General features: G+C 66.3%; 21 protein-coding genes. 7 read left to right on the forward strand and 14 right to left on the reverse strand.

The window, feature by feature from the left end; genetic code table 11:
* Positions 1 to 105: 105 nt before the first annotated feature.
* Positions 106 to 1,053: a sugar ABC transporter substrate-binding protein gene (locus tag V8Z74_RS10035; RefSeq protein ID WP_349709080.1), complete on the reverse strand. Its 948-nt coding sequence runs from the start codon at positions 1,051 to 1,053 to the stop codon at positions 106 to 108.
* A gap of 189 nt (positions 1,054 to 1,242) precedes the next feature.
* On the opposite strand from V8Z74_RS10035, the gene V8Z74_RS10040 reads away from it, so the two are divergent.
* The 3 genes from V8Z74_RS10040 to V8Z74_RS10050 all read left to right on the forward strand — a co-directional run bounded on the left by V8Z74_RS10040 (position 1,243) and on the right by V8Z74_RS10050 (position 3,936).
* Positions 1,243 to 1,581: a tRNA-binding protein gene (locus tag V8Z74_RS10040; protein WP_349709082.1), complete on the forward strand. Its 339-nt coding sequence runs from the start codon at positions 1,243 to 1,245 to the stop codon at positions 1,579 to 1,581.
* Between the two features lie 24 nt (positions 1,582 to 1,605).
* Positions 1,606 to 2,838, forward strand: a complete 1,233-nt coding sequence (locus V8Z74_RS10045; protein ID WP_349709083.1) for a DUF711 family protein — start codon at positions 1,606 to 1,608, stop codon at positions 2,836 to 2,838.
* Between the two features lie 174 nt (positions 2,839 to 3,012).
* On the forward strand, positions 3,013 to 3,936 hold the full coding sequence (locus tag V8Z74_RS10050; protein ID WP_349709085.1) for an aspartyl/asparaginyl beta-hydroxylase domain-containing protein: 924 nt from the start codon (positions 3,013 to 3,015) through the stop codon (positions 3,934 to 3,936).
* A gap of 87 nt (positions 3,937 to 4,023) precedes the next feature.
* Here the strand turns inward: V8Z74_RS10050 and V8Z74_RS10055 are convergent, their stop codons facing one another.
* The 8 genes from V8Z74_RS10055 to V8Z74_RS10090 all read right to left on the reverse strand — a co-directional run bounded on the left by V8Z74_RS10055 (position 4,024) and on the right by V8Z74_RS10090 (position 12,092).
* Positions 4,024 to 5,640, reverse strand: a complete 1,617-nt coding sequence (locus V8Z74_RS10055) for an RNA polymerase factor sigma-54 (RefSeq protein ID WP_349709086.1) — start codon at positions 5,638 to 5,640, stop codon at positions 4,024 to 4,026.
* A 6-nt stretch (positions 5,641 to 5,646) separates the two neighbouring features.
* Positions 5,647 to 6,411: an LPS export ABC transporter ATP-binding protein gene (gene lptB / locus V8Z74_RS10060; protein ID WP_245633329.1), complete on the reverse strand. Its 765-nt coding sequence runs from the start codon at positions 6,409 to 6,411 to the stop codon at positions 5,647 to 5,649.
* 5 nt (positions 6,412 to 6,416) lie between these two features.
* Positions 6,417 to 7,076 (reverse strand): lipopolysaccharide transport periplasmic protein LptA, encoded by a 660-nt coding sequence (gene lptA, locus V8Z74_RS10065; protein ID WP_349709087.1) that lies wholly within the window; start codon positions 7,074 to 7,076, stop codon positions 6,417 to 6,419.
* A 111-nt stretch (positions 7,077 to 7,187) separates the two neighbouring features.
* Positions 7,188 to 7,838 carry a thiol:disulfide interchange protein DsbA/DsbL gene (locus V8Z74_RS10070; RefSeq protein WP_349709088.1) on the reverse strand — a complete coding sequence of 217 codons (651 nt, stop codon included), beginning with the start codon at positions 7,836 to 7,838 and terminating at the stop codon, positions 7,188 to 7,190.
* A 173-nt stretch (positions 7,839 to 8,011) separates the two neighbouring features.
* Positions 8,012 to 8,737, reverse strand: coding sequence for an SPOR domain-containing protein (locus tag V8Z74_RS10075; protein ID WP_349709089.1), 726 nt, complete (start codon positions 8,735 to 8,737; stop codon positions 8,012 to 8,014).
* A 22-nt stretch (positions 8,738 to 8,759) separates the two neighbouring features.
* Complete coding sequence (gene argS, locus V8Z74_RS10080) at positions 8,760 to 10,469, reverse strand: arginine--tRNA ligase (protein ID WP_066475475.1); 1,710 nt, start codon at positions 10,467 to 10,469, stop codon at positions 8,760 to 8,762.
* Positions 10,470 to 10,550: 81 nt separating this feature from the next.
* The gene (locus V8Z74_RS10085) at positions 10,551 to 10,997 is read right to left on the reverse strand and encodes a DUF2214 family protein (RefSeq protein WP_349709090.1); all 447 of its coding nucleotides are present in this window, start codon (positions 10,995 to 10,997) and stop codon (positions 10,551 to 10,553) included.
* 159 nt (positions 10,998 to 11,156) lie between these two features.
* Positions 11,157 to 12,092, reverse strand: coding sequence for a LysR family transcriptional regulator (locus tag V8Z74_RS10090; RefSeq protein WP_066475471.1), 936 nt, complete (start codon positions 12,090 to 12,092; stop codon positions 11,157 to 11,159).
* Positions 12,093 to 13,033: 941 nt separating this feature from the next.
* Between V8Z74_RS10090 and V8Z74_RS10095 the strand changes: the two genes are divergently transcribed.
* The 4 genes from V8Z74_RS10095 (at position 13,034) to V8Z74_RS10110 (ending at position 16,173) form a co-directional block, all read left to right on the forward strand.
* On the forward strand, positions 13,034 to 15,226 hold the full coding sequence (locus V8Z74_RS10095) for a malate synthase G (protein WP_349709092.1): 2,193 nt from the start codon (positions 13,034 to 13,036) through the stop codon (positions 15,224 to 15,226).
* 228 nt (positions 15,227 to 15,454) lie between these two features.
* Positions 15,455 to 15,670: a cysteine-rich CWC family protein gene (locus V8Z74_RS10100; protein WP_349709093.1), complete on the forward strand. Its 216-nt coding sequence runs from the start codon at positions 15,455 to 15,457 to the stop codon at positions 15,668 to 15,670.
* A gap of 48 nt (positions 15,671 to 15,718) precedes the next feature.
* Positions 15,719 to 15,907, forward strand: coding sequence for a 4-oxalocrotonate tautomerase (locus tag V8Z74_RS10105; protein ID WP_349709094.1), 189 nt, complete (start codon positions 15,719 to 15,721; stop codon positions 15,905 to 15,907).
* Between the two features lie 77 nt (positions 15,908 to 15,984).
* A complete protein-coding gene (locus tag V8Z74_RS10110) occupies positions 15,985 to 16,173 on the forward strand; it encodes a 4-oxalocrotonate tautomerase (RefSeq protein ID WP_066475458.1) in 189 nt (62 codons plus the stop codon).
* A gap of 156 nt (positions 16,174 to 16,329) precedes the next feature.
* Here V8Z74_RS10110 and V8Z74_RS10115 read toward each other — a convergent pair whose 3' ends face one another.
* The 5 genes from V8Z74_RS10115 to V8Z74_RS10135 all read right to left on the reverse strand — a co-directional run bounded on the left by V8Z74_RS10115 (position 16,330) and on the right by V8Z74_RS10135 (position 22,130).
* A complete protein-coding gene (locus V8Z74_RS10115) occupies positions 16,330 to 17,220 on the reverse strand; it encodes a 2-hydroxy-3-oxopropionate reductase (protein WP_502879501.1) in 891 nt (296 codons plus the stop codon).
* 25 nt (positions 17,221 to 17,245) lie between these two features.
* Positions 17,246 to 18,034 carry an HpcH/HpaI aldolase family protein gene (locus V8Z74_RS10120; protein ID WP_349709096.1) on the reverse strand — a complete coding sequence of 263 codons (789 nt, stop codon included), beginning with the start codon at positions 18,032 to 18,034 and terminating at the stop codon, positions 17,246 to 17,248.
* A gap of 15 nt (positions 18,035 to 18,049) precedes the next feature.
* Entirely contained in the window at positions 18,050 to 19,612 is a 1,563-nt protein-coding gene (gene garD / locus V8Z74_RS10125) for a galactarate dehydratase (RefSeq protein WP_349709098.1), read from the reverse strand.
* Between the two features lie 168 nt (positions 19,613 to 19,780).
* The gene (locus V8Z74_RS10130) at positions 19,781 to 20,782 is read right to left on the reverse strand and encodes a Bug family tripartite tricarboxylate transporter substrate binding protein (RefSeq protein ID WP_349709099.1); all 1,002 of its coding nucleotides are present in this window, start codon (positions 20,780 to 20,782) and stop codon (positions 19,781 to 19,783) included.
* Between the two features lie 52 nt (positions 20,783 to 20,834).
* On the reverse strand, positions 20,835 to 22,130 hold the full coding sequence (locus tag V8Z74_RS10135; RefSeq protein ID WP_349709100.1) for a glucarate dehydratase family protein: 1,296 nt from the start codon (positions 22,128 to 22,130) through the stop codon (positions 20,835 to 20,837).
* Positions 22,131 to 22,133 lie beyond the last annotated feature (3 nt).

Genomic DNA, 22,133 nt, shown 5'->3' on the forward strand with positions numbered 1-22,133 from the left:
CTCCCGCATGCCCCGCATGCATCGTCATCGCATGACACTGGCGCCGCCTCGCAGCAAGGCTGCCGTCCCCCGCAGGAACGGTGCCGAAGGCGACTCGTGGGGAGGTCATTTCGTCACGAGCACCACGTCGGTCTTGACCTCGGCCGGCATCTGGGCCTGCGGGGTCTTGTTCTTGACGGCCTTGAGCGCTTCCTCGATGCCGAACACCGCCTGCTTGGCCGCGAACTGGTCGGCCGTGGCCAGCACCCGGCCGTCCTTGAGCATGGGGTGTATGGCCTGGATGTTGTCGTAGCCCACGACGAACACCTTGCCTGCCTTGCCCGCGGCCTTGACGGCCGCCACCGCGCCCAGCGCCATGGAGTCGTTGCCGGCCAGCAGAGCCTTCAGGTCCGGATGCTCGCGCAGCATGCCGGCCGCCACGGTGTTGCCCTTGTCGATTTCCCACTGGCCGGACTGCACGCCCACCACGGTCATCTTGCCGGCTTCCATCGCATCCTTGAAGCCCGCCGTGCGCTGCTGCGCATTGGTGGTGGTGGAAACGCCCTCGATGATGCCCACCTTGTCGCCGGCCTTGAGCTGCTTGGCCAGGTAGTCGCCCACCAGCCTGGCGCCGGCGCGGTTGTCCGGGCCTACAAAGGGGATCACCAGGCCTTTTTCCTGGAGCGCGGCGGGGTCCAGCCGGTTGTCGATGTTGACCACGCGCACGCCGCGGTCCACGGCGGTCTTGAGCACGGGCACCAGCGCCTTGGAATCGGCCGGAGCGATCACCAGCGCATCGACCTTCTGCGCCACCATCTGCTCCACCATCTTGATCTGGGCGGCGGTGTCGGTCTCGTTCTTGATGCCGTTGCTCAGCAGCGTGTATTCGCTGGCGTGGGCCTTCTGGTGGGCCTTGGCGCCGTCCTCCATGGTGCGGAAGAACTCGTTGGCCAGCGACTTCATGACCAGGGCCACCTTGGGCTTGTCCTGGGCCCGGGCCGCAGGGCCCCAGGCACCCGCCAGAGCCAGTATCGACAGGCCCACCGTAACCACCGCATGACGACGTTGCAACATAGCGCTCTCCCGGGCCTGGGCCCTTGTGACGTGGATGAAACCGGCCGCTCGCATGCGCCGGCGAACGCTCTCTTATAGGCCCTGGGCTTGCCGCAAGGAGTAGGAGAAATCCTCTGCTACCCACCACAAGCGTTGCTCTACAAACGCGCGCCGCGGCAGCGGCATGATGGACGCCAAGGAGAAAACCGCATGGAAGAAATCAGCTGGAACGACTTCATGAAAGTGGAGCTGCGCGTGGGCCGCGTGGTGCAGGCCGAAGTATTCAAGGAGGCACGCAAGCCTGCCTACAAGCTGCAGGTGGACTTCGGCCCCGAGCTGGGGTTGCGCAAGTCCAGCGCCCAGATCACCCAGCTCTACCAGCCCGGGGACCTGGTGGGCCGCCTGGTGGTGGCCGTGGTGAATTTTCCGAAGAAGCAGATCGGCCCCCTGATGAGCGAATGCCTGGTGACGGGCTTTCACAATGCCGACAGCCATGTGGCGCTGTGCGTGCCCGATGGCGATGTGCCGCTGGGCACGCGGCTGCTGTAGCCGGCCGCAGGCAAAATGGGCTTCATGGACACTGCATTCAATCCCCTGGTACGCGTTCGCACCGTCACCGCCTTCGTCAACATGCCCGCAGATGCCGTGCTGTGGCAAAGCTGCCTGACCCAGGCCAAGCAGCAGTGCGATGCCGTGGCCGATGCCATCGAAGCCCGGGGCTACCAGGTGCAGTCCATACGCATCGTGAGCAATCCGTTCGGGGAATTCATCGACGTTTCGGGTCTCGAGCCCGCATTGGCGGATCTGCAGCGCATCACGCAAATGCTCGGCGCCATCAACACGGGCAAACGCCGTATCCGCTTTGCCATCGGCGAGGCGCGCACCGCGCAGGAAATCGCGCTGCTGCCCCGGCTGATTGCCGCCCACGGCGACCTGTGCAATGCCTGCGTCAACATCGGCCTGGACGGCAATGGATTCCTGCAGGGCGAGCTGCTGCAGGCCAGCGTGCAGGCCATCCAGGAGATCGCCCGCAGCACGCCGCGCGGCGAGGGCAATTTCAATTTCACGGTCAACTTCAACTGCGCACCCGGCATTCCCTACTTCCCGGCCAGCTACCACCGCGGCCGGCACCACGGCGCCCTGGTGCTGGGGCTGGAAACGCCGGACCTGCTGGTGGCCGTGCTCGCCGGACTGCAGGCGCAGCGCCGCCAGCTGGACCACGCGGCCTGGCTGCAACTGGCCTTCGATCATCTGAGCCGCTCGCTCACCGAACATGCCACCGCCATCCAGCACTGCGCCGACCGGGTGGCGCTGGCCGATGGCTGGCTTGTCGCGGGCATGGACACCTCGGCCGCGCCGTCCAGGTTCTGCGCCTCCATGGTCGATGTCTACCGGCTGCTGGGCGTGCCCTACTTCGGCGCCAGCGGCACCGTGGAAGCCTCGGCGCTGCTGACGCGGGTGTTCAAGTCGGTGGCCGGCGTCACGCAGACAGGCTTCAGCGGCCTGATGCTGGCCGTCACCGAGGACGAGGGCCTGGCCCGGGCCAGCCTCGACGGCGAGTTCGACATCCGCGCCCTGCTGACCTACAGCAGCGTCTGCGGCATTGGACTGGACACCGTGCCCATTCCCGGCGACAGCAGCGCAGAGCAGATCGCCGCCGTCATGCGCGACACCGGCACCATGGCCTTCCGCCTCAACAAGCCGCTGACGGTGCGGCTGTTCCCCGTGCCCGGGCTGGCGGCCGGCGACCGCACGGCCTTCGAGAGCGCGGACCTGTGCAACTGCGCCGTGCTGGCATTACCTTGATTCCCCCGAGTCGCTTTGCGCCTTCCCCCTAAAGGAGGACGACGGCCTTTGCAGGAGCAGCCCCTGCTGCGGGACGGCCCTTGCCGGCCGTCCCTGGCTTGGAGCGCGCCCATCTCAAAGGCAACTTGATCTGCCCCATGTCCCTGCTGGAGGTGATCGGTAAAATCCGGGGTTATGGCAAAAATCATCGTCCTGGCACTGGTGCTGCTCTTTTTCGGCTGCGGGCTGTACATGCACCTGCGCGGCAAGGTCCGGCACAAGGTGCTGCGCCAGCTGTTCGACCACTCGACGTTCACGGCACCGTTCAACGTCTTCATGCTGATGTTCAGCAAGGTGCCGCGCACGCCTTACCTGCCCACCAGCACCTTCCCCGAGCTGGCACCGCTGCAGGCCAACTGGCGCGAGATCCGCGAGGAAGCCGTCAACCTGCACAAGAACATGCAGATCAAGGCCGCCGCCAACAACGACGACGCCGGATTCAACTCCTTCTTCAAGACCGGCTGGAAGCGCTTTTACCTCAAGTGGTACGGCGATGCCCACCCCTCGGCCATGGAGCTGTGCCCCAGGACCACGGCCCTGGTCAAGTCCATTCCCAGCGTGAAGGCGGCCATGTTCGCCGAGCTGCCGCCGGGCGCCAAGCTCAACCTGCACCGCGACCCGTATGCGGGATCGCTGCGCTACCACCTGGCCGTGCTGGCGCCCAACGACGACCGCTGCATGATCGAGGTCGACGGCCAGCCCTACAGCTGGCGCGAGGGCGAGGGCGTGATCTTCGACGAGACCTATATGCACTGGGCCGAGAACCGCAGCGAGGGCAACCGCATCGTGCTGTTCTGCGACGTGGAGCGGCCCATGACCAACCGCTTCGCGCAGTGGCTCAACCACTGGCTGGGCAAGAACGTGGTGGCCGCGGCCAGCTCGCCCAACAACGAAGGCGATCCGCGCGGCTTCATCAGCCGCATCTTCAAGATCTCGTTCTACATGGGCCAGTACCGCCGCCGCTTCAAGGCCTGGAACAAGACGGTCTACAAGATCACCAAGTTCGGCCTCATGCTGGCCGCGCTGGCCCTGCTCATCTGGTGGCTTGTGCCGAGCTGACGCGCTGAAGGCCTGCGCGCGCTGCGCCGCCGAGGGCCCGATCCCGGGCCCGCCAAAAAACCGCCCTGCGCTGCAGAGGCGGTTTTTTTACAGCGCCTTGCGCAAGGTCGTGGTCGGGATCTTGAGCTGCTCGCGGTACTTGGCCACGGTGCGGCGCGCGCATTCGATGCCCTGTTCCTTGAGCATGTCGGCCAGCTTGGCATCCGACAGCGGCTTCCTGGGGTCCTCGGCATCGACGAACTGCTTGATCAGCGCGCGCACCGCCGTGCTGGACGCGCTGCCGCCGGTCTCCGTGCCCAGGCCCGAGCCGAAGAAGTACTTGAGCTCGAACGTGCCCTGGGGCGTGGCCATGTACTTGGCCGTGGTCACGCGGCTGATCGTGGACTCGTGCAGGCCCAGCGCATCGGCGATGTCGCGCAGCACCAGCGGGCGCATGGCCAGCTCGCCATGCACGAAGAAGTTCTTCTGCCGCTCCACGATGGCTTCGGACACACGCAATATGGTGTCGAAGCGCTGCTGGATGTTCTTGATGAACCAGCGCGCCTCCTGCAGGCGCTGCTGCAGCAGGCCGTGGCTTTCCTCGCCGCGGTGGCGGCGCAGCACGCCCGCATAGACGTCGTGCACCTTGAGCTGGGGCATGACGTCCGGATTCAGCCGCACCGCAAACTCCACGCGGCCCGCACCTGCGCGCACCGGGCGCACGATGACGTCCGGCACCACGATCTGGCGCTCCACATTGGCAAAGCGCCTGCCCGGGCGCGGCTCCAGGCGCGCAATCAGGGCCATGGCCTCGCGCAGCGCTTCCTCGCGCGCGCCGCACAGGCCGGCCAGCTTGCGCACATCGCGCCGGGCCAGCAGGTCCATGGGCTGGGCGCAGATGGATTGCGCCAGCTGCAGCAGGGACAGGCGCGCGGGCGTCGTGCCTTCGTCCTCGGCCTGCTGCAGCAGGTCGCGCAACTGCAGCTGCAGGCATTCGGCCAGATCGCGTGCCCCCACACCGGCGGGCTCCAGGCTCTGCAGCAGCTTGAGCGCGATGGCAAAGCGCTGCTCCAGCTCCTCGCGCTCTTCCAGGTCGCCACCGGCCAGGCCGGCGGCCAGCTCTGCCAGCGGCTCCTCGAGGTAGCCGTCGTCGTTGAGCGATTCGATCAGAAAGCTCAGCGCCGCGCGGTCTTCCGCGCCCAGGTGCAGGCTCAGCGCCTGGCGGTGCAGATGGTCGGTCAGGCTTTCATGCTCGCACGCCAGGCTGATGGCGTCGTTTTCTTCGTCATCCGCCTGGCGGCCCTTGGCCGCCGGGGCTGCAGAGATATCCCATTCGCTGCTGCCCTCGCCGCCCCATTCCCCGTCCAGACCGCCGGCGTCGCCGTCGTCCGGGCCGTCATTGCCGCCGGTGTTCCATTCCAGCGTTTGCGGAGTTTCGGCGGGTGCGGGTTCCGCTATGAATTCGGAAGCTGCTTGCGCCTGGTATTCCGAATTCTCAGAGCGAAATTCATCTGCAATCAAGGATTCATTGGCGCTGGCAGCTATTGCTTCGTGAGCATCGGCTTCGCCTTCCGTCTCCCGTTCGAGAAACGGATTGTCGTTGAGCATCTGCTCCACTTCCTGCGCCAGCTCCAGCGTGGACAGCTGCAGCAGCTGGATGGACTGCTGCAGCTGCGGCGTGAGCGACAGATGCTGGGAGACCCTCAGCGACAGGCCAGGCTTCATGGACGCCTACATCCTGAAGTGCTCGCCCAGGTACACGCGGCGCACGTCGGCGTTGTCCACGATTTCCTCGGGCGTGCCCTCGGCCAGCACATGGCCGTCGCTGATGATGAAGGCGTGGTCGCAGATGCCCAGCGTCTCGCGCACGTTGTGATCGGTGATGAGCACGCCGATGCCGCGGTCCTTGAGGAAGCCGATGATGCGCTGGATCTCGATCACGGCAATGGGGTCGATGCCGGCAAACGGCTCGTCCAGCAGGATGAAGCGCGGCTGCGTGGCCAGGGCCCGGGCGATCTCCACGCGGCGGCGCTCGCCGCCGGACAGCGCCAGCGCGGGCGACTGGCGCAGGTGGTCGACGCGCAGCTCCTTGAGCAGGCTGGTCAGCCGCTCCTCGATCACTTCGCGCGTCAGATTTTTGCCCTGCTCGTCCTTTTGCAGCTCGAGCACGGCGCGCACGTTGTCTTCCACGTTGAGGCGGCGGAAGATCGACGCCTCCTGCGGCAGATAGGACAGACCCAGGCGCGAGCGCTGGTGGATAGGCATGTTGCTGACGTCATGCTCGTCGATGAAGATCTGCCCGCCGTCGCTGCGCACCAGGCCCACGATCATGTAGAACGAGGTGGTCTTGCCCGCGCCGTTGGGGCCCAGCAGGCCCACGACTTCGCCCTTCTGGACGGAAAGCGAGACATCCTTGACCACCTTGCGGCTGCCATAGGACTTGGCCAGGTGCCGGGCCTGCAGACGGCTTTCGGCCACGGCGTTGCTGCTGTCCATGCTCATTATTTCTTCTCGCCGCCGATGGTCAGGCTCTGGCGCAGGGGTTCGCCGGCAGGCACGGCCGGCTTGGCCGCGGCCCCCGGGGTCGCGCCCGGCGTGCCTTCCTTGGGCGCCATCACGGCGCGCACGCGGCCGCCCTGGCCCACCGAGGAGCTGGGCAGCCCGCCGCTGGTCTTCTGGCCGTCGACGGTGTAGACGTCGGTGATATTGTTGTAGACGATGATCGAGCCCGTCACCTCGTCGCTGAGCTGGCCGCCACGGTAGCGGCGCATCTCGCCGCGGCGGATGAACTTGACGATATCGGCCTTGCCGTCGTACTCGATGGTTTCGCCCTCGCCTTCGATGAATTCATCGGGCTGGCCGCGTTCGGTATCGCGCTTCTGGCGGAAAAAGGCGCGCTTGCCCGGCTCGGCCTTGACCACTCCGTACTGGTAGCCTTCGGCATCCTGGCGCACGTCCAGCTGGGCGCCGCGCAGCACGATGGTGCCCTTGGTCATCACCACATTGCCGGTGAAGACGCTGGTCTGCGCCAGCTCGTCGTGGCGCAGCGCGTCGGCTTCGATGTTCATGGGCTTGGCGCTGTCGGCCTTTTCGGCCTGCGCCATGCCGGCAAAGGCGGCCAGGGCCGCTGCCAGCACGAGGGGGGAAAGTCGTTTGGTCATGGAGGGCACGTTTCTTGCATACATTGTAGTCACACCCTTGGTCCGGACCCCGCCAGAAAAAAGCCCGCACAACGGCGGGCTGTCTGCAAAGCGCTGGCGCAGCTTGGTGAATCAGGCCTTGCGGCTGGAGGCGATCAGCTGGTCCACCACGCGCAGCACATTGGTCATGTTGCCGGCCTTGGTGCCATCGGTGTAGTAGCGGCCGGCCACGCCCAGAGCGGGTACGCCTTCCAAATCATATTCCTGCTGCAGCTGCGTGGCCTTGCGCACCTGGTTGGCCACGGAGAAGGAGCCGAACATCTCCTTGAACTTGGCCATGTCCACGCCCTGCTTGCCCATCCAGTCGAAGATCTGGTCTTCCTTTGACAGGTTGATGCGCTCCACGTGGATGGCATGGAACACCTTGGCATGCATGGTGTTCACGAGGTTCATGCCTTCCAGCGTGTAGTAGAGCTTTTGCTGGGGTACGAAGGAGGCATTGAAAGCCACTGGTACGCGGTGCACGACCACGTCGGCCGGCGCCGCATTCTTCCAGGCCGCAAACTGGGGCTCGAAGGCATTGCAGTGCGGGCAGTTGTACCAGAAGAATTCGATCACCTCGACCTTGCCGGCAGGTGCGCTGACCTGGGCTGGCTTGGCCAGCTTGACATAGTCCTTGCCTTCCTTGGGCGCGGCGGCCTGGGCCCAGCTGGCGGAGGTGCCCAGCGTCAGGGCGCTGGCAGCGGCAGCCGAAGCGGCCAGGGAAAAATTGCGGCGTTTCATCTCAACAAACTCCTTGAGTTCAAGTCTGCAATATCTGAGGCGCCTGCCTCACAAAAGTTCAACCAGCGCACCAAACTGGCACACCCAAAGCAAGAACCGCCCGCAGTAAAGGCCGTCGTTCCCCTTGAGGGCGCCTGGCTAGGGGAAGCCGCGCAGCGGCTCAGGAGGCAACGCTACTTTGCCGCCCGCACCAGTGTCGATTCCACGCCGGCGCCGTCGAGCTTGCCCTTGAGTTGCTCGGCATCGTCGCGCTTGGTGAACGGGCCTACGCGCACGCGAAAGACGGTGATACCGTTCTGCTCGCGCTCGCTGATGCGGGCTTCCCAGCCCAGCATGGCCAGCTTGGCGCGCTGGGCCTCGGCTTCGTTCTGGCGGCGGAAGGCGCCGGCCTGGACGAAGTAGTTGAAGCCGCTCTCGGCGGCCTGGGCCGCCTGCGCTGCCTTGTCCTTTTCCGCCTTGGCCTTGTCGGCTTTGTCGGCGGCGGCGGAGCGCTGGCGCACCAGGTCGCCCAGCGGGTCCGTGGAGGACGGCGCCCCATGGCCTGCGGCCGGCGTGCCAGGTACCGCAGGCACGGCCGGCACCGCGGGCGTACCGCCGGCCACGGCTGGCGGCTGCACGATGGCCGGTGCGGCGGTGCCGGGCGCCGGCTCGTTTGCGCCTGGGGCTGCCGGAGCCACGGCCGGGGGCAGCGGCGCCTTGCTTTGCAGCGGCGCGTTCGGGTCCCAGTTGCGGTTGCGTTCGGCTTCTGCCGCATCGCGGTCCGTGTTGTTGCCGCCCTTGTTCAGGAACGGAACCGGCACCTTGGTCACATACACGGCGACGGCCAGCGCAGCGCCCAGGCCGATGATCATGCCGAAGATGAGCCCCAGGATGGTGCCGCCACGTTGCTGTTTCTTCATAAGTCGCTTATCGCAGTGTCGATTACATGCGCTCGGGTGCGTCCACACCCAGCACGGCCAGACCATTGTGCAACACCTGGGCCGTGGCGGCGACCAGGGCCAAGCGAGCCAGCCTGACCTTTTCGTCATCGACCAGGATGCGCTCGGCGTCGTAGTAGCTGTGGTAGCTCGATGCCAGGTCGCGCAGGTAGAAGGTCACGTCGTGCGGCGCATTGCCTTCGGCGGCGGCCGTCAGCATCTCGGGGTACTTGGCCAGCATCAGCATCAGGGCCTGGGCCTGCGGGCCTTCCAGCGCCGACAGGTCCACGTCCTGGAGGGCTTCGACTCCCGCGCCCCCCTGCTCCTGCCAGCCACGCAGCACGGACTGGATCCGCGCATGGGCATACTGCACGTAGTACACGGGGTTGTCGTTGTTCTGGGCCACGGCCAGGTCCACGTCGAAGGTGTACTCGGTGTCGGGCTTGCGGCTGAGCAGGAAGAAGCGCACCGCGTCCTTGCTGGTCCACTCGATGAGGTCGCGCAGCGTGACGTAGGAGCCCGCGCGCTTGCTGATCTTGACCTCTTCGCCATTGCGCACCACGCGCACCATGGTGTGCAGCACATAGTCAGGATAGCCGGCGGGAATGCCCACATCGGCGGCCTGCAGGCCGGCGCGCACGCGGGCGATGGTGCCGTGGTGGTCCGTGCCCTGGATGTTGACGACCTTGGTGAAGCCACGCTTGAACTTCTGGATGTGGTAGGCCACATCGGGCACGAAGTAGGTGTAGTGCCCGTCGGACTTGCGCATCACGCGGTCCTTGTCGTCACCGTAGTCGGTGGACTTGAGCCACAGCGCGCCGTCCTGCTCGTAGGTATGACCGTTGGCGATCAGGCGCTGCACCGCGTCCTCGACATAGCCGTTGGTGTAGAGGCTGGACTCCAGGTAGTACTGGTCGAAGCGCAGGTTGAAGGCCTGCAGGTCCTTGTCCTGTTCGTTGCGCAGGTAGGCCACGGCGAACTGGCGGATGTTGTCGTAGTCCTCGACATCGCCGTTGGCTGTGAATTCGCGGTCGTCGGCCTTGACGGTTTCCTTGTTCAGGAAGGCCTGGGCGATGTCGGCGATGTAGTCGCCGTTGTAGAACTTCTTGGATTCCGGATTCTCCGGATCGGTGGGCCAGCATGCGTCGCCGGGCTTGAAGCCCTTGGCGCGCAGCTGCGTGCTCTTGGTCAGCGTGTCGATCTGCACGCCCGCGTCGTTGTAGTAGAACTCGCGGTGCACCTTCCAGCCCTGGGTGGCGTAGAGGTTGCTGATGGCGTCGCCGATAGCGGCCTGGCGGCCGTGGCCCACGTGCAGCGGGCCCGTGGGATTGGCCGAGACGAATTCGACCAGGATGTTTTCACCGCGGTCGGCCTGGTAGCCGAACCTGGCTCCTTCAGCGAGCACTTCGCGCACCACCTGCTGCTTGGCGGCGGGCTTGAGGCGGATGTTCAGAAAGCCGGGACCGGCGATCTCGATGGCATCCACCCATTGCCGGAAGGCCGGCGTGGCTTCGAGTGCGGCCTTGAGCTGTTCGCCCAGTGCGCGCGGATTGGCCTTCAGGGGCTTGGCCAGCTGCATGGCCGCCGTGCAGGCGAAGTCGCCATGGGCTGCCACCTTGGGATTTTCAAACGCAGCGCGTGCGCCGGCGCCGGGCGATAGTGTTTCGAGCTCGGCAGCCAGGGCCGCGAGCAATTCCTGTTTGACGGAGAGCATCGGGCGATTTTACGTGGGCGCCCGCATCCATGCTGCGGCCAACGGGCAATTGCGCGGTGCACGGGCCACAGCGCGTTGCCGCTACATGCCGCGCGCCCAGAAGATGGCGACCACGGCGATCACGGGGATCACATGGGCCTGCCACATGACCCAGCGGCGGGTCTGGGCGATGGCGTCCTCGGAAGGCAGCTGGCCCGAGGCGTCCAGCGCCCGTTTCCAGCGCCGGAACGCGAGGGTGGGCTTGATGGACAGCAGCGCGCCGACGACGAACAGGCTCATCTTGAGATGGAACAGGGGCGAGCCCGTATAGCCGGCAAGGCCCTTGACGCCCCAGAACAGGCGGGCCAGACCGGTGAGCAACAGCAGCACGGCAACGATGCCGTAGATGGCATCGAGCCGCGCCAGGCGCTGCACCACCGCGGCATTCATCCATTCGCTGCGGCACAGCGCCGCCTGGCTGGTCACAAAAACCACCAAGGTCAGGATCGCCAGCAGGTGAAGGCTGGCCAATACGGCTTCAAGCGTCATGGTTTGTCTGTAGATGCTGCAGGTGCGCCACACTATCGCACAGGAGCCGCGGCCCAGGCAAAGGCGCCCGACCCCATTCGTGCGCCTTTGCGCCTGCGCAACCGGCTGCATCGGCGGCCGCAAGCCAAACCGCCCTTCAAGGGGCCGTGGTCGCAGAGGTCAGCTCTCGGGGCCGGTGCGCCAGAAATCGGGCTGGTCGTAGTGGTGCTTGAGGTAATCGATCCACATGCGAACGCGCAGCGGCATGTGCTTGCGCTGGGGAAAGATCACGAAAATGCCGTTGGGCGGCGCCGCGAACTCCTCCAGCACCGGCACCAGGCGGCCGGCGGCGATCTCGGACTCCACCTCCCAGGTGCTGCGCCAGGCAATGCCCCAGCCCCCCAGGCACCAGTCGTGCAGCACCTGGCCGTCCGAGCAGTCCAGCGGGCCGCCGGGCTTGAAATGCACGACTTCGCTGGTGCCGCTTTCGGGATGCGGAATGCGGAAGGCCCAGCCGCGCGTCTGCGAGGCATCGCTGGACAGGGTCAGGCAGTCGTGCTGTGTCAGTTCGCTGGGATGGCGGGGAATGCCGCGGCGCTCCAGATAGCCGGGCGTGGCCACGCACAGGCGGCGGTTGTCGGCAATGCGCACGCTGACCAGGGCCGAATCGGGCAGGTCGCCCACGCGCACCGCGCAGTCGAAGCCTTCGCCGGCCAGGTCGACCACGCGGTCGGACAGGTTCAGCGAGATCGTCACCTCGGGATGCAGGTCGCGAAAACGCGGCACCAGCGGCGCCACATGGCGGCGGCCGAACCCCGCCGGCGCCGTGATGCGCAGATGGCCCGTGGCCTTGACGCCGCCGGCCGAGACGCTGGCCTCGGCATTGGCCACGTCGGACAGCAGGCGCTGGCAGTCCTCCAGGAAGGCGCTGCCTTCGTGCGTCAGGGAGATGCGGCGCGTGGTGCGCACCATGAGCTTGACGCCCAGATGCTCTTCCAGCGCATCGAGGCGCCGCCCCATGATGGCCGGCGCCACGCCTTCGGCCTTGGCGGCCGCCGTCAGGCTGCCGCGCGTCGCCACTGATACAAAAGACTCAAATGCTTTGAGCTTGTCCATGACTGCTCCTGTATGGTTCTTTCTTGTCTCCTGCACAAAGCATGCGCTATTGATTCAAGAGCGCATACCGCACAAGCAGCCTTTATTTCAGGGATAACTTATTCTTTATTTCTTCTAACTCGGGCGTCAGGCGCTATCAATTTCCGCATCTTGTTGAAAAGCAGAAATTTCGACGCACTGTCATATGAAACGCATTTTTCGTCTATTTTTACCCACAAGTCATGAGTTAGTTAGAAATTTGTGAATTTATATACCTAAATATAAAAATTTGCACAAGCCTGACGCGTCCAGTCATGCAGCAAGGCCTATCCGGCCGGAGCTGCCGCATTTTTCTCAACAGCGACAATCATTTGGCGCCCGCACCTCCTTGGTCTGACATACAGATTTCGAGCAATGCACTCGGCCTTTGGGGCATTCCCCTGCCCCATGCACGCTCCCGCAGGGCCGGCCGGACGGCCGATACGCGCGGGCGGCGATACAAACAGCAACAAAGTGAGCCGCCACAGCCTGCTGAGTCGGCCCCTACTTCCGCAGCAAGCCTGCATTGCCCGTATCCATTGTGCGATGGGCCCGGATACGGCAATCCCATGGAAATACCAAGCCGGCCTCTTTGGCGGCCCTGTCGGCACGGCATCGCGGCTGCAGCCCCGGGCATGACGTTCAGGTATCGGCGGCACGATCCGCGAGCACGGGGAGCCATAGGAGCCGGCCCGATGGAAGCAGTGTCTGCAGGGCATGCGCCCACTGGCCGGGGAGCGGAGCCTGCATCCGCAAATACCCGATGATTAGTTACTTAAATATCATTAGTTTCCAACTTTTTTGAATATTTACGTACTCGAATAATTCAAATACAGTGCCGGAACAAGCTGCCCATGCTGGGCATGTGCAGCGCGTTAGATATAGATATCTCCAACAGACAAAGTATCCATCCGAGGTTTCCAATGACTGATCGCACTCAAGTCCACGGCCTGCAAGTCGCCACCGAGCTGTACAACTTTGTGAACACGCAAGTGCTGCCCGGCACCGGCGTGAACCAGGAGGCCTTCTGGAAGGGCTTTGACGAAATCGTCGCGGACCTGGCTCCCAAGAACGCCGCCCTGCTGGCCGAGCGCGACCGCCTGCAGGCCGAGCTGGACACCTGGCACAAGGCCAACCCCGGCCCCATCACCGACATGGCGGCCTACCGCCAGTTCCTGACCACCATCGGCTATCTGGTCGAGTCGCCCAAGGGCGCCAAGGCCACGACCGAGAACGTGGACGCCGAGCTGGCCGTCCAGGCCGGCCCGCAGCTGGTGGTGCCCATCCTGAACGCCCGCTATGCGCTAAACGCCGCCAACGCCCGCTGGGGCTCGCTGTATGACGCGCTGTATGGCACCGACGTGATCAGCGAAGAAGGCGGCGCCGAAAAGGGCAAGGGCTACAACCCCGTGCGCGGAGCCAAGGTCATCGAGTTCGCCCGCAACTTCCTGGACCAGGCCGTGCCGCTGGCCGCCGGTTCGCACAAGGATGCGACCGCCTACGCCGTCGAAGGCGGCAAGCTGGTGGTGACGCTCAAGGACGGCAGCAAGACCGGCCTGAAGGACGCCGACAAGTTCGTGGGCTACCAGGGCGATGCCGCCGCGCCCAAGTCGGTGCTGCTGAAGAACAACGGCATCCACATCGACATCGTCATCAACAAGTCCACGCCCATCGGCAGCTCCGACGCGGCCGGCGTGTCCGACGTGGTGGTGGAAGCCGCGCTGTCCACCATCCTGGACCTGGAAGACTCCGTGGCCGCCGTGGACGCCGAGGACAAGGTGCTGGGCTACAGCAACTGGCTAGGCATCCTCAAGGGCACGCTGACCGAATCCTTCGAGAAGGGCGGCAAGACCGTGACCCGCGGCCTGAACGCCGACCGCGAGTACACCGGCGCCGACGGCAAGCCCCTGAAGCTGCACGGCCGCTCGCTGATGTTCGTGCGCAACGTGGGCCACCTGATGACCAACCCCGCCATCCTGTGGGGTTCGGAAGGCAAGGAAATCCCCGAAGGCATCATGGACGCCGTCGTGACCACGGCCATCGCCATCCATGACCTCAAGGGCAACGGCGCCAACGGCATCCGCAACTCGCGCACCGGCAGCGTCTACATCGTCAAGCCCAAGATGCACGGCCCCGCCGAAGCCGGCTTCGCCAACGAGCTGTTCGGCCGCGTCGAGAAGCTGCTGGGCCTGCCCGAGAACACCGTCAAGCTGGGCATCATGGACGAGGAGCGCCGCACCTCGGTGAACCTGAAGGCCGCCATCGCCGCCGCGCCCGCCCGCGTGGCCTTCATCAACACCGGCTTCCTGGACCGCACCGGCGACGAGATGCATACCGCCATGTATGCCGGCCCGATGGTGCGCAAGGCCGACATGAAGGGCTGCGCCTGGCTGCCTGCCTACGAGAAGAACAACGTGCTGGTCGGCCTGGGCCTGGGCCTGCGCGGCCGCGCCCAGATCGGCAAGGGCATGTGGGCCATGCCCGACCTGATGAAGGCCATGCTGGAGCAGAAGATCGCCCAGCCCAAGGCCGGCGCCAACACCGCCTGGGTGCCCTCGCCCACCGGCGCCACGCTGCACGCGCTGCACTACCACCAGGTCAACGTGGCCGAAGTGCAGAAGGAGCTGGAAAAGACCGACGCCGACGCCGAGCGCGACAACCTGCTCAACGCCATCCTGCAGGTGCCCGTGTCCACCAACCCCCACTGGAGCGACGCCGAGAAGCAGCAGGAAGTGGACAACAACGTCCAGGGCATCCTGGGCTACGTGGTGCGCTGGATCGACCAGGGCGTAGGCTGCTCCAAGGTGCCCGACATCCACAATGTGGGCCTGATGGAAGACCGCGCCACGCTGCGCATCTCCAGCCAGCACATCGCCAACTGGCTGCAGCACGGCATCGTGACCGAAGCCATGGTGCGCGACAGCTTTGCGCGCATGGCCAAGGTGGTGGACGAGCAGAACGCCGGCGACCCCGCCTACAAGAGCCTGGTGGCCAACCCCAACGGCGCCGCCTTCCAGGCCGCGCTGGACCTGGTGTTCAAGGGCAAGGAACAGCCTTCCGGCTACACCGAGCCCCTGCTGCACGCCTGGCGCCTGAAGGTCAAGGCCGGCGCCTGATCCGCCAGCCGGCTGCTCATGCAAAAACATGAGCAGCTTGCACTGGACAGCCAAGGACTTCCATTCAAAATCCACCTCAAATCCTTGGCTCACCAGCGCAGCCAGCTATGGAAATGCACTCCCAGCGCCCTGATAACGGGTTCTTGCGAGTGCATTTTTCCTGGCGCTGCGGCCGGTCCACGAGCCGCCTACACTGGCGCTTTCACAGCACCAGTCCAGGAACCTGCCATGAGCCTCGATGCCAGCCACTGCCCGCTATGCGGCCAGCCCAACCGGTGCGCCATTGCGGCCGGCCTGCCGGCCGAAAGCTGCTGGTGCATGCGGGCCGAGATCCCGCGGCAGGCGCTGGCCCGCGTCCCCGAGGCGCAGCGCGGCAAGGCGTGCATCTGCCCGGCCTGCGGCCGCCGCCAGCCCGGCGATGAACCGCCGCCTTCCGCCGCGTGAGCCAGCGGCGGACGCCACCGAATTCCACAATCTGTTTCAGGAGACCTCATGCCCACCTATCACGTCGAACTGTTTGAAGGCCGCACCGTCGAGCAAAAGCGCAAGCTGGTCGAGGAGATCACGCGCGTGACCTCCGAAGTGCTGGGCAGCGCCCCCGAGTCGGTGGACATCATCATCACCGACGTCAAGCGCGAGAACTGGGCCACGGGCGGCAAGCTCTGGTCCGAGCAGGCATAAGGCAAGAGCCGCTGCCGTACCGATATCATCGGCAACGCAACCGCTTTTCAAACGCCCAACGCATCCAAGGAGAAACCATGCCCACCTACCACGTCGAAATGATGGAAGGCCGCACTGTCGAGCAAAAGCGCAAGCTCGTGGAAGAGATCACGCGCGTCAGCGTGGAAGTGCTCGGCGGCTCGCCCGAATCGGTGGACATCATCATCACCGACATCAAGCGCCACGACTGGGCCACCGGCGGCAAGCTCTGGTCCGAGCGCCAGTAGAGCGGGCACGCGCCCCATGAAAAAAGCAGCTTTGAAAGCTGCTTTTTTTATCGGCGGGCCGCCACAAGATGAATGGCCGCCCCTCGCGCAAGGGCAGCGTCCCCACGCAGGGGGAGCGTGGGCAACCTTCCTTCGAGGACGAAGCGGGATGCGGCCTCAGCCGATCTCGTGGTCCGCCATCAGCTCCAGCGCCTTGACCAGCGCGGAGTGGTCCAGCTGGTCATCGCCATGGGCGGCGCAGGCCTGCATCAGCTGCGCGGCGCCGGCGGTCTGCGGCAGCGCCAGCCCCAGCTCGCGCGCGCCCTGCAGCGCCAGGCCCAGGTCCTTCTGGTGCAGGGCGATGCGAAAGCCCGGCGCGAAAGTGCGCTTGATCATGCGCTCGCCGTGCACCTCGAGAATGCGGCTGGACGCAAAGCCGCCCATCAGCGCCTCGCGCACCTTGGCCGGATCGGCTCCGGCCTTGCTCGCGAACACCAGCGCCTCGCCCACGGCCGCGATGTTCAGCGCGACGATGATCTGGTTGGCAACCTTGGTGGTCTGGCCGTCGCCGTTGCCGCCGACCAGGGTGATGTTCTTGCCCATCTTCTCGAGCAGCGGCCGCACCTTCTCGAACACCGCCGGCTCGCCGCCGCACATGATGGTCAGCGAGGCCGCCTTGGCGCCCACCTCGCCGCCGGACACCGGCGCATCGATGTAGTCTGCGCCCAGCGCGTTGATCCTCTTCGCGAAGGCCTTGGTCGCCATGGGCGAGATCGAGCTCATGTCCACGACGATCTTGCGCTCGCCGCCGGCACCTTCCAGCGCCGCAGCCACGCCGTTGTCGCCGAACAGCACGGACTCGACATCCGGCGTGTCGGGCACCATCAGGAAGATGACTTCGGCGTTGCGGGCCACTTCCTGCACCGTGGCGCAGGGAATGGCGGCCGAGGCCTTGATCGCATCGGGCACGCGGCGGACCGCGCTCACGTAGACCGTGTGGCCAGCGTTGATGAGGTGCAGCGCCATCGGCGCGCCCATGATGCCGAGGCCGATAAATCCGAGCTTCATGTTTTGTCCTTGAAGTTGAGGCATTTCAATACGAGTCCGGAGCGGGCGCCGGGGCGCTCGCGCGCATGGTCTGCAGGATCTGTTGCGAGCCTGCGGCCATCAGCCGCGCGTCGGAGCTCACGGTGGTGAACTGGAAGCCCTGGGCAATCCGCCCCAGCGCGCTTTCGGGCGTGCCGTTGTGGATGCCGGCCACAATGCCGTGCGCCTTGGCGCGCTCCAGGATATGGTCCACGGCCTGCTGCGCCTTCGGATCCAGCCCGTCGAACACCGGCCTGCACCCCAGGGACAGCGACAGGTCGCTGGGCCCGATGTAGACCGCGTCCAGCCCTTCCACGCCCATGATAGCGTCGAGGTTGTCCAGTGCCTGCGCGGTCTCGATCATGGCGAAGGTCACGATGGTGTCGTTGGCATGCGCGGGGTAGTCGGCGCCGCCGTAGAGCAGCGCGCGCACCGGACCGAAGCTGCGCGTGCCGCGCGGCGCATAGTGGGTATAGGCCACGAGCTTTTGCGCGTCCTCGCGCGTGTTGACCATGGGGCAGATCACGCCGTAGGCGCCGGCATCCAGCGTCTTCATCAGAATGCCGGGCTCCAGCCATGGCACGCGCACCAACGGCACCGTGGCCGTGGTCGAGATGGCCTGCAGCATGGACACCATGGCCTGGTAGTCGACCACGCCGTGCTGCATGTCTATGGTCAGCGTATCCCAGCCCTGGTGGGCCATGGTCTCGGCCGCAAAGCCGTTCGGTATGGCCAGCCAGCCGTTGACGGCAGCGCCGCCGGCCTGCCAGATTTCCCTGAGTCGATTGGATCTCATTGCCTGCTCCTGATGTCAAGTGACTGGTGCGGGGTTGAACAGCACCAGGGCGTTGTGCAGCTTCCACTGCTCGGCCCAGGTCTTCTTTCCGCTGGCCACGTCGAGCATGAGCCGGAACAGCTCCCAGCCCAGCTCCTCGATCGTGGCCTCGCCATCGGCGATGCGGCCGGCGTTCACGTCCATCAGGTCGTGCCAGCGCCGCGCCAGGTCGCTGCGCGTGGCCACCTTGATGACCGGCACCTGCGCCAGCCCGTAGGGCGTGCCACGCCCCGTGGTGAACACATGCAGGTTCATGCCGGCGGCCAGCTGCAGCGTGCCGCAGATGAAGTCGCTGGCGGGCGTGGCCGCATAGACCAGGCCGCTGTGGATGCCCCGGTCGGTAAGTTTCTGCCCCGGCGAGAGCACGCCCGTGATGGGCGCGGTGCCGCTCTTGATGATGGAGCCCATGGCCTTCTCGACGATGTTCGACAGGCCGCCCTTCTTGTTGCCGGGCGTGGTGTTGGCGCTGCGGTCCACGCGGCCCTTGTCGAGGTAGGCGTCGTACCAGGCCATCTCGTCGATCATGGCCTGGGCCACCTCGGGGCTGGACGCGCGCGCGGTGAGCTGGTCGATGCCGTCGCGCACCTCGGTCACCTCGCTGAACATCACGGTGGCGCCCGCGCGCACCAGCAAATCGGTGCAGAAGCCCACGGCCGGGTTGGCGGTGACGCCGCTGAAGGCATCGCTGCCGCCGCACTGCACGCCCACCACCAGGGCGCTGGCGGGCACGGTCTCGCGCCGGCGCCGGTTCAGGCGCTCCAGGTGCACCTGTGCACGCTCCATGATGGAGCCGATCATGGACATGAAACCCACATGGGCCTCGTCCTGCAGGCAGACCACGTCCAGTTCGGGCTCGCGCTCGTCGACGATGGGAAACGAGCCCGGCGGCAGCAGGCGCTCGGGCTGCAGCTTCTCGCAGCCCAGGCTGACCACCATGACCTCGCCGCCGAAGTTCGGGTTGCGGCTGATGTTGCGCAGCGTGCGCTGCGGTATCTCGGCGCCCACGGCATCGATGGCCACGCCGCAGCCGTAGCTGTGCTCCAGCCCGACCACGTCGTCCACATTGGGATACCGGGGCAGCAGCTCGGCCTTGATGCGGCGCACCGCGAAGTCGAGCACGCCGGCCACGCACTGCACCGTGGTGGTGATGGCCAGGATGTTGCGCGTGCCCACGCTGCCGTCGGCATTGCGGTAGCCCTCGAAGGTATGGCCTTCGAGCGGCTCCAGCACCGGCGGCTTGACGGTAGCGATGGGCAGGCCCTGCAGCGAGCGCGCCTCGGGCATCTGCAGCAAGCGCTCGTGCACCCAGCTGCCGGCCGCAATGGCTTTCAGCGCATAGCCTATGACCACGTTGTAGCGGCGCACCGCGCCGCCTTCGGGAATGTCCGCCAGCGCCACCTTGTGCGCCTGCGGCACCTTGTCGCGCAGAACCAGGCCCGAGGGCAGCACGCTGCCCGCGGGCAGGCCGCCGTCGTTGGCGACGATGGCGACGTTGTCTGCCGGGTGCATGGCGATGGAAAGCGGGGTTCGGGTACTCATGGCGATCTCATCTCGGTTTTCTATGGGCGCTTCGCGCCGTCCGTAGTTCATGAAACTGGCGCACCCCATCAGCGGACACCGAGGAAGGGCCGCCCCGCACCGACGGTGTCGTCCCCTCCCGAAGAGAGAGGGGGAAGCGGCGCAGCCGCTCAAGGGGGTGCCTCATATTCACTCCGCCTTGATGCCGGCCGCCTTGATGACCTTGGCCCACTTGGCCACCTCGGCCTTCTGGTAATCGGCCAGCTCGGCCGGCGTCATGCTCGAGGGCAGCATGCCGAAGGCCTTGAGGCGGGACTGGACCTCGGGCGTGGCGACGATCTTCATGATCTCGGCGTGCAGGCGGTCGACGATGGGTCTGGGCGTGCCGGCCGGCGCGAACACGGCCTGCCACGAACCCATGTCGAAGCCTTTTTCGCCGGCCTCGGCGATGGTGGGCACATCGGGCAGCGACTCCAGGCGCCTGGAGCTGGTCACGGCGATGGGGCGCAGCTTGCCGGACTGGATGTGCGGGCCGACGACCAGCGCGGTGTCGAACATCATGTCCACCTGGCCGCCGATCACGTCCTGCACGGCCGGGCCGCTGCCCTTGTAGGGCACGTGGGTGAACTTCACGCCCGTCTGGTAGGCCAGCAGCTCCAGCGCCATGTGGTTGGAGGTGCCGCTGCCGGGCGAGGCCGAGGACAGGCCTCCGGCCGCCGCCTTGGCCTTGCTCGCGGCCAGCACGTCGGCCAGCGTCTTGTAGGGGCTGGCGGCCGGCACCACCAGCACCAGCGGGCCCGAGCCCAGCATGGCCACCGGCGTGAAGGATTTGACGGGGTCGTAGTCGAGCTTGGAATACAGGCTGACGTTGATGGCATGCGAGCTGATGGTGCCGCCGAGGATGGTGTAGCCGTCGGCCGGCGCGCGCGCGGCCAGGGCCGAGCCCACGCTGCCGCCGGCGCCGCCCTTGTTCTCGATGACCACCGGCGTGCCCAGCGCCTTGCCCAGCGGTTGGGCGATCACGCGCGCCAGCGTGTCGGTGTTGCCGCCGGGCGGGAACGGCACCAGGTAGGTGATGGGCTTGCCCGTGGGCCAGCCGCCCTGCGCCAGCGCGGGTGCTGCGGCAAAGCCGGCACCCAGCAGCAGGGCACCGGCGGAGAGAGAGCATTGGATCAGCGTGCGGCGTTGCATGGTGGTTGTCTCCTGTGGGGTGATAGCGTCTTGGCGCGCTTGGGAATAGGCTTCAGAAACGGGGCTGCCTGCCGGTGAAGCCGGGGTCGTACTTGCGCATCTGCCCGAGGTCGTCGCGGTTGCGGATGCCGCAATGCAGGTAGTTGTCGTGCAGGCGCGCCAGCGCCTCGCGGTCCAGCGTCACGCCCAGGCCCGGCGCGGTGGGCACGCGCAGGCTGCCGTGCTCGAAGCGCAGGCGGCTGCCCTCGACCACCTCCTCGTCCTGCCACGGGTAGTGCGTGTCGCAGGCATAGGTCAGCAGCGGCACGCTGGCGCACAGGTGCGTCATCGCCACCAGGCTCACGCCCAGGTGCGAGTTGCTGTGCATGGATAGGCCCAGGTCGAAGGTGCGGCACAGCGTGGACAGGCGCTGCGTGGCGCGCAGCCCGCCCCAGTAGTGGTGGTCGCTGAGCACGATCTTCACCGGGCAGCCCATGTCGGCATTGCGGCGGAATTCGGCGAAATCGGTCACCACCATGTTGGTGGCCAGCGGCACGTCGCACTCTCGCGCCACGGCGGCCATGCCGTCCAGGCCCGGCGCCGGGTCTTCGTAGTATTCCAGCACGCCGCGCAGCTGCTGCACGATCTTCAGGCTGGTCGCCACCGTCCAGTTGCCGTTGGGATCTATGCGCAGCGGCGTGCCCGGGAAGGCCTCGGCCAGCGCCAGGATGCCCGCGGCCTCCTGCTCGGGCGGCAGTGTGCCGGCCTTGAGCTTGATGCTCTGGAAGCCATACCGGTCGATCATGCGCCGCGCCTGGGCCACCAGTTGCTGCGGCTCCAGGGCCTCGCCCCAGGCGTCGGGCGCATAGGGTTGGTCGATGTGCTCGGAGTACTTGTAGAACAGGTAGGCCGAGAACGGCACGCTGTCGCGCGCCGCGCCGCCCAGCAGGTCGACCACCGGCGCCTGCGCGAGCTGGCCCTGCAGGTCGAGCATGGCGACCTCGAAGGCGCTGACCACCTTGGCCACGGTCTTGGACACGTGGGTGCCCGGCGCCAGCGACACCTGCTGGCCCAGGAACTCCGAGGCCGTCAGCTTGGGGGGCGCCACCAGGGCCGCGACGCGGCTTTCCATCTCGTTGAGCGCCCAGGGCGACAGGCCCACCAGGGCCGGCGCGGCCTTGGCCAGTGCATCGAGCATGGGCTGGTCGCCGTAGCTTTCGTTGATGCCGACCAGGCCCGAGGCGGTTTCGATCTCGATGATGGAGCGCAATGCCCAGGGCTCGTGGATGCCGGCGGCATTGAGCAGCGGCGGATCGCGGAAGGCGATGGGCGTGACGCGGATGTGGCGTATGGCGTGCGAGGTACTCATGGG

The sequence above is a fragment of the Comamonas sp. w2-DMI genome (genome assembly GCF_040187735.1).
Taxonomy (GTDB): Bacteria; Pseudomonadota; Gammaproteobacteria; order Burkholderiales; family Burkholderiaceae_C; genus Comamonas; species Comamonas terrae.

What these genes read in the sequence shown, in the direction of transcription:
- V8Z74_RS10110 (WP_066475458.1), top strand. Translation starts at nt 15,985, where the DNA reads ATGCCCACCTACCACGTCGAAATGATGGAAGGCCGCACTGTCGAGCAA.
- V8Z74_RS10130 (WP_349709099.1), bottom strand. Translation starts at nt 20,782, where the DNA reads ATGCAACGCCGCACGCTGATCCAATGCTCTCTCTCCGCCGGTGCCCTG.
- V8Z74_RS10100 (WP_349709093.1), top strand. Translation starts at nt 15,455, where the DNA reads ATGAGCCTCGATGCCAGCCACTGCCCGCTATGCGGCCAGCCCAACCGG.
- V8Z74_RS10120 (WP_349709096.1), bottom strand. Translation starts at nt 18,034, where the DNA reads ATGAGATCCAATCGACTCAGGGAAATCTGGCAGGCCGGCGGCGCTGCC.
- lptA (WP_349709087.1), bottom strand. Translation starts at nt 7,076, where the DNA reads ATGACCAAACGACTTTCCCCCCTCGTGCTGGCAGCGGCCCTGGCCGCC.
- V8Z74_RS10095 (WP_349709092.1), top strand. Translation starts at nt 13,034, where the DNA reads ATGACTGATCGCACTCAAGTCCACGGCCTGCAAGTCGCCACCGAGCTG.
- V8Z74_RS10090 (WP_066475471.1), bottom strand. Translation starts at nt 12,092, where the DNA reads ATGGACAAGCTCAAAGCATTTGAGTCTTTTGTATCAGTGGCGACGCGC.
- V8Z74_RS10115 (WP_502879501.1), bottom strand. Translation starts at nt 17,220, where the DNA reads ATGAAGCTCGGATTTATCGGCCTCGGCATCATGGGCGCGCCGATGGCG.
- garD (WP_349709098.1), bottom strand. Translation starts at nt 19,612, where the DNA reads ATGAGTACCCGAACCCCGCTTTCCATCGCCATGCACCCGGCAGACAAC.
- V8Z74_RS10035 (WP_349709080.1), bottom strand. Translation starts at nt 1,053, where the DNA reads ATGTTGCAACGTCGTCATGCGGTGGTTACGGTGGGCCTGTCGATACTG.
- V8Z74_RS10040 (WP_349709082.1), top strand. Translation starts at nt 1,243, where the DNA reads ATGGAAGAAATCAGCTGGAACGACTTCATGAAAGTGGAGCTGCGCGTG.
- lptB (WP_245633329.1), bottom strand. Translation starts at nt 6,411, where the DNA reads ATGGACAGCAGCAACGCCGTGGCCGAAAGCCGTCTGCAGGCCCGGCAC.
- V8Z74_RS10135 (WP_349709100.1), bottom strand. Translation starts at nt 22,130, where the DNA reads ATGAGTACCTCGCACGCCATACGCCACATCCGCGTCACGCCCATCGCC.
- V8Z74_RS10055 (WP_349709086.1), bottom strand. Translation starts at nt 5,640, where the DNA reads ATGAAGCCTGGCCTGTCGCTGAGGGTCTCCCAGCATCTGTCGCTCACG.
- V8Z74_RS10050 (WP_349709085.1), top strand. Translation starts at nt 3,013, where the DNA reads ATGGCAAAAATCATCGTCCTGGCACTGGTGCTGCTCTTTTTCGGCTGC.
- V8Z74_RS10070 (WP_349709088.1), bottom strand. Translation starts at nt 7,838, where the DNA reads ATGAAACGCCGCAATTTTTCCCTGGCCGCTTCGGCTGCCGCTGCCAGC.
- V8Z74_RS10045 (WP_349709083.1), top strand. Translation starts at nt 1,606, where the DNA reads ATGGACACTGCATTCAATCCCCTGGTACGCGTTCGCACCGTCACCGCC.
- argS (WP_066475475.1), bottom strand. Translation starts at nt 10,469, where the DNA reads ATGCTCTCCGTCAAACAGGAATTGCTCGCGGCCCTGGCTGCCGAGCTC.
- V8Z74_RS10075 (WP_349709089.1), bottom strand. Translation starts at nt 8,737, where the DNA reads ATGAAGAAACAGCAACGTGGCGGCACCATCCTGGGGCTCATCTTCGGC.
- V8Z74_RS10105 (WP_349709094.1), top strand. Translation starts at nt 15,719, where the DNA reads ATGCCCACCTATCACGTCGAACTGTTTGAAGGCCGCACCGTCGAGCAA.
- V8Z74_RS10085 (WP_349709090.1), bottom strand. Translation starts at nt 10,997, where the DNA reads ATGACGCTTGAAGCCGTATTGGCCAGCCTTCACCTGCTGGCGATCCTG.